The 533-nt window shown below is 65.1% G+C and carries 2 pseudogenes; both read left to right on the top strand.

From position 1 onward, the window contains the following. Positions 1–143 (top strand): annotated as a pseudogene (locus ACVOMB_RS21110) (IS5-like element ISCARN85 family transposase); the annotation flags it as partial. Positions 144–152: 9 nt separating this feature from the next. Then, positions 153–533 (top strand): annotated as a pseudogene (locus ACVOMB_RS21115) (transposase zinc-binding domain-containing protein); the annotation flags it as partial.

Raw genomic sequence — 533 nt, forward strand, 5'->3', positions numbered from 1 at the left:
AGATCTACAAGCGCCGCAACGAAATCGAGCGCCTGTTCCGCCGTCTGAAAGGGTTCCGCCGCATCTTCAGCCGCTTCGACAAGCTCGACGTCATGTTCGCGGCCTTCATCCGCTTCGCACTGATCGTCGAATCGTTGCGATAGTATTAACAGGCCCTAGTGCAGGCGCACTACCCGGACTTCATCGCGCGCCGTGAGGTAGAAGACCGCCCGCTGCCCGAGTATGTGCGCGAGGAGTTCGAGACCTACCTGCGCTGCGGCGTGCTCGAGCACGGCTTCCTGCGCGTGGTCTGCGAGCACTGTCGTGCCGAGAGGCTGGTGGCGTATTCCTGCAAGAAGCGCGGGCTGTGCCCGAGCTGCGGCGCGCGGCGCATGGCCGAGTCGGCGCGGCATCTGGTGGACGAGGTGTTCGGCCCGCGGCCGGTGCGGCAATGGGTGCTGAGCTTTCCGTACCCCTTGCGTTTCCTGTTCGCCAGCAAGCCAGAAGCCATTGGCCCGGTGCTGGGCATCGTGCAGCGCGTGATCGCCGGCTGG

The sequence above is a fragment of the Stenotrophomonas sp. STEN018 genome (assembly GCF_056760235.1).